The sequence below is a fragment of the Sandaracinobacteroides sp. genome, assembly GCF_057137845.1.
The window spans coordinates 1-4698 of sequence record NZ_DBNHFX010000066.1 but is presented as its reverse complement, the minus strand read 5'-3'; the positions used below and the strand labels follow the sequence as shown (position 1 = coordinate 4698).

Below are 4698 nucleotides of genomic sequence, written 5' to 3'. Positions count from 1 at the left end.
CGGGCGCAGTCGGCGGGAAGCAGCCCCTGTTCGGCCAGCCAGTCCGCCGGAAGATAGCAGCGCCCGCGCGCCGCATCTTCGGCCACGTCGCGGGCGATGTTGTTCAACTGGAACGAAAGGCCAAGGTCGCAGGCACGAATCAGCGTTGCGTGATCGGCGGGCGGCACACCCATCACGATCGCCATCATCACGCCGACGCAGCCCGCCACATGATAGCAATAGGAAAGCAGATCCTCGGCGCTGCGGATGGGGCGCCAGTCGACGTCCATCGCAAAGCCGTCCAGCAGGTCGTGCACATAGCGCGGCGGAAGCCCGGTTTCCGCGACCACGCGGGCCAGAGCATCGAACGCCGGATCGCCGGTGGGCCGGTTCGACAGCGCAAGTTCGGTCTGTTCGCGCAGCCTGTCCAGCCGCGCCGCGCCGCTTCCACCCCAATCGTGGCGTCCTTCGCCCATCAACTGGTCGTCGATCACATCGTCGCAGTGGCGGCACCAGGCATACAGCAGCACCGCACGCTGCCGGGTGGCGCCGTCGAACAACCGGCTGGCAAGCGCAAAGCTTTTCGAGCCTTTCGCGATCGCCTGCCTGGCAGCTTCGAGGACGGCATCCGTCATGGCCTGAGCCTAGGCCCCTTGCACCGGAGCCTCAAGCGCCGATGCCCAGATCGTCGAGTATCAGCTTTGCCGTCGCCTTGGCGGAGCCGACGACACCCGGAATTCCTGCACCCGGATGCGTGCCCGCCCCCACGAAATAGAGGTTCGACAGCCTGTCATCGCGATTGTGGGTGCGAAACCACGCCGACTGCCACAATACCGGCTCCATCCCGAAGGCCGAGCCATGGTGGGCATGCAATCTGTCGCGGAAATCCGCCGGTGTGAACCAGCTTTTGTGGACGATGTCGGCCGACAGGCCGGGGATCATCCGCCGTTCGAGATACTCCAGTATCCGCGCCGCATAGCGTGGCCCCTCGGCCGCCCAGTCGATCGGAGCGCGGCCCAGATGCGGAACCGGCGACAATGCGTAAAAGCCGCTGTGCCCGGCGGGCGCCAGCGATGGATCGGTTGCAGTCGGGTGGTGCAGATAGAGGGAGAAGTCATCCGCCAGACGGCTTGCGCCATAGATTTCGTGCAGCAGTTCCCGGTAGCGCGGCCCGAACAGGATCGTGTGCTGCGGAATATCGCCACGCACGCCCTTCAGCCCGAAATAGACAACGAACAGCGAAGGCGAGAAGCTCTTGCGGGATAGCGCTCTTGCCTGCCCCCGCCCGCGCGGATGATGCCCAAGCAGGCTTGCATAGCTGTGCATCACATCCGCATTCGAGGCAACGCAATCAGCAGCAATGCTGCGCCCATCGGCCAGAGCCACGCCGCGCACGCGGCTACCCGACGCCTCGATCCGCTGGACGGCGCAACCGACGATGGTCTTGCCACCCAGTTCCTCGAACAGCGACTGCATCGCCCGGATCAGGGCATGGGTGCCGCCGCGCGGGAACCAAACGCCCCATTTTTTCTCAAGCGCATGGATCAGCGCGTAGATGGCCGAGGTGCGGAACGGATTGCCCCCCACCAGCAAGGTGTGAAAACTGAACGCCTGCCGTAGATGCGGATCGCTGATGTGTTCGGCCACCACCGAATGCACCGGCCGCCATGCGCGATAGCGCATCAGACTGGGCGCCGCAGCCAGCATCGAGCGAAAGTCCAGAAACGCCACATGCCCGAGCTTTTCATAGCCTTCCTTGAAAACACCCTCGGCATAGGCGGTGAAGCGCCGGTAGCCATCGGCGTCAGCCGGGTTAAGTGCGCTGATCTGCGCCAGCAGCGCGTCCTCGTCGTTTGAATAGTCGAACTTCGTGCCGTCCTCCCACAGCAGCCGGTAGAACGGCATGACAGGCAACAGATCCACCCGATCCGCCAGCCGGTTGCCGGACAGCTCGAACAGTTCGCCGATGCAGCCCGGATCGGTGAGCACGGTTGGCCCCATGTCGAAGGTGAAGCCGTCGGCTTCGCGAACACCGGCGCGGCCGCCTGGCCTCTCCTGCGCCTCGACGATGGTGGTGCCGACCCCGGCCGATTGCAGACGGATCGCCAGCGCCAGCCCGCCGAAACCGCTGCCGATCACCACTGCCGTCCGCTGCATCACTTCCCCCCGCCTGCCGCCGGCGCACCACCGCCAAGAATTGCCCGCACCGCGCGCCCCAAAGGAACCGGCGGCCGCCCCGAAAGGATGCGAAGCCTGTCCCGCCAATGGCAGTTCGCGCCATAGAAGCGCCGGATCAGCCCTTCGTCCAGCCGGTAGAAACGCGCCAGCACCCGCCATCTTTCGTCTGGAACGGCGGCGCGAAACAGCATCTTGTTCAGCATCCGGTAAAAGCCCCGCGCTTCCCATGTCTGAACAGCGAACTGGCGCGCCGCGCGGTCCACCGCATCGCCCTGTATCACCGGCAGGTGCGCCAGATGCAGGGCCAGCCGGGCCGCATCGGGCAGGCTGTAGCCCGTAACGGGGTGGAACAGGCCTGCCCCCAGCCCGACGGGCGCAACACCCGGCGGAAACTGCGCCAGATGCGCCCGGATATCGCCGCCAATGGCGATCGGCAGCACGCCGGTTTCGCGGCGGATGATCCGCCTGACCACCCAGCCCCGCGCCTGCACATATTCCGCAACCTGCCCGGCCATCGCGGCCTCGTCGATCGACGGGCCATCGGCATAACAGGTGTCCTCGACGAGCAGCGTTGTCGGCGTGAACGGCAGCACATAGACGAAACGATAGCCGCCAAGCTGATCGACGGTTGCATCCATGATGACGGGCGCACCAAGGCCGTGCGGCGCCTCAAGCTCCAGTTCAAGGCCGACGAACTTCTGGAAGCCAAGGTCCAGGCGGGCGGCATCCACCTGCCCGCGCGCGTCGATCACTGCGGCCGCCCGCAACACACGGCCATCGGCAAGACGCGCACCATCGCGCGACAGTTCGGCAACCGCCGCCTTGGTGATGCGGCGTTCGGGTGGCAGCGCCGCACAAAGCGCACTGTGAAGACGCGCCGACGTCGCCGACTGATAGGCGCCCGAAAGCTGCCGCGCATGGCCCGGAAAGCGCACTTCATGGCCGCTCCAGCGATGCGCGACAAGCTGCCTGACGAGATCGGCCCCGCCTTCGGGAAGGTCGGACAGAAAGCACGACCATGTGTGATTGCCGCCGAATGTCTCTCCGGCCTCGACGACGGTTACGCGAACGTCCGGCCGTTGCTGCACGAAGGTTAGCGCGATCAACCCGCCTGCCAGCCCGCCCCCGGCAATCAGCAGGTCGGTATCGGGCGGCCCGGCCGCTGTTGAGGATTTCATCACCACCATGAGAACCTCTAGCGGCCCCGCCCGCCAGCGGCTAGTTCATCGCTTCATGCCGCCGCCCGACACAGCGCTTGCCATAACGCTGATCGCCATGTGCGCGATCGTCGTGTTGCGCTATCTGGGCGCTTCGGCGCTTTGTGCCTGGCTCGCCCGGAGGCTGCGGCCAGAGGTTTACGCCCCGGCAAATCCGCAACGCGCCGCCCGCCTGCAACGCCAGATCCGCCACGAGATCGGCTGGTCGCTTTCAGCGGCGATCCTTTACGCATTGCCTGCCGGAATCGTCGCGCATCTCTGGGCCACAAGGGGCATGACCCGCATCTACACTGATACGGCCGCGCACCCGCTGTGGTGGATACCGGCCTCGCTGGCGGCTTACCTCGTTGTCCATGATTGCTGGTTCTACTGGACGCACCGGGCAATGCACCATTGGCCGTGGCTGTTCCGGCACGCCCATGCCGTGCATCACGAAAGCCGTCCGCCAACCGCATGGGCGGCGATGGCGTTTCACCCGTGGGAATCGCTGTCGGCCGCGTGGCTGATCCCGGCGCTTACCTTCGTGATCCCGATCCACGCGGGCGCGCTGCTTGCAGTGCTTACCGTGATGACGGTCTTTGGCGTCACCAATCATATGGGTTGGGAAATATTCCCTGCACGCTGGATAAGGGGATGGCTTGGGCACCACCTGATTTCCGGTGCGCATCACCAGGTTCATCACGAACGCTACGCCAGCAACTACGGCCTCTATTTCCGCTTCTGGGACAGGTTCTGTGGAACCGACGCCGGACTTTCCGAAGAACTTCTCAGCGCGCGGGAAGCGTCATCCCGGCAGCCGCTTCGGTAACGGCTGCCGTCACCTCGTCGATACCAAGTGTTGCATCGATGCGGACGATGCGCGGATCTGCCATGGCGAGCGCGGCAAAACCATCCCGTACGCGCTGATGATATTCCAGCGACAGTTGCTCGAAGCGCTGTTCCGGCGGCTGGCTGCCGTCCTGCGCGGCGGCGCGCTTCGTCGATCGCGCCAGCCCCAGTTCCACGGGCGCGTCCAGCCACAGCACCAGATCGGGCCAGAGGTCGCCCGTGGCGAAACGGTGCAGCGCCAGCAGTGTATCGTGCGGAACCCCGCGCCCATATCCCTGATAGGCAAGTGTCGAATGCACGAACCGGTCGCACAGCACGGTTTTTCCGGCATCGAGCGCCGGCCGGATCAGCCGCGCCACATGGTCGGCGCGCGCCGCCGTTACCAGCAGCACATCCGATTCAACCGTCCAGCGGCCGGTCGCCCCCGAAACGAACAGTGCGCGGATTTCCTCGGCGCCCGGCGTGCCACCCGGTTCACGGGTAATCACCACGTCGG

The 4698-nt window shown here is 65.6% G+C and carries 5 protein-coding genes; 1 reads left to right on the top strand and 4 read right to left on the bottom strand.

The annotated features are described in order from the left end of the window. From AC16JP_RS03380 to crtY, 3 genes are all read right to left on the bottom strand, one after another. On the bottom strand, positions 1-614 hold a 614-nt coding region (locus tag AC16JP_RS03380), incomplete at its 3' end, for a phytoene/squalene synthase family protein (protein ID WP_484339191.1). A 31-nt stretch (positions 615-645) separates the two neighbouring features. Beyond that, positions 646-2136: a phytoene desaturase gene (locus tag AC16JP_RS03375; protein ID WP_484339190.1), complete on the bottom strand. Its 1491-nt coding sequence runs from the start codon at positions 2134-2136 to the stop codon at positions 646-648. Then, positions 2136-3335 (bottom strand): lycopene beta-cyclase CrtY, encoded by a 1200-nt coding sequence (gene crtY / locus AC16JP_RS03370; RefSeq protein ID WP_484339189.1) that lies wholly within the window; start codon positions 3333-3335, stop codon positions 2136-2138. Before crtY ends, AC16JP_RS03375 begins: the two co-directional genes overlap by 1 nt. 55 nt (positions 3336-3390) lie before the next feature. On the opposite strand from crtY, the gene AC16JP_RS03365 reads away from it, so the two are divergent. After that, the gene (locus AC16JP_RS03365; protein ID WP_484339192.1) at positions 3391-4182 is read left to right on the top strand and encodes a sterol desaturase family protein; all 792 of its coding nucleotides are present in this window, start codon (positions 3391-3393) and stop codon (positions 4180-4182) included. On the opposite strand, the gene tmk is transcribed toward AC16JP_RS03365, so the two are convergent. Then, on the bottom strand, positions 4142-4698 hold a 557-nt coding region (gene tmk, locus AC16JP_RS03360; protein ID WP_484339188.1), incomplete at its 5' end, for a dTMP kinase. The two genes, AC16JP_RS03365 and tmk, sit on opposite strands and share 41 nt — an antisense overlap.

Coding starts and splice junctions, on each gene's coding strand:
- AC16JP_RS03375 (WP_484339190.1), bottom strand. CDS start 2,136: ATGCAGCGGACGGCAGTGGTGATCGGCAGCGGTTTCGGCGGGCTGGCG.
- crtY (WP_484339189.1), bottom strand. CDS start 3,335: ATGAAATCCTCAACAGCGGCCGGGCCGCCCGATACCGACCTGCTGATT.
- AC16JP_RS03365 (WP_484339192.1), top strand. CDS start 3,391: ATGCCGCCGCCCGACACAGCGCTTGCCATAACGCTGATCGCCATGTGC.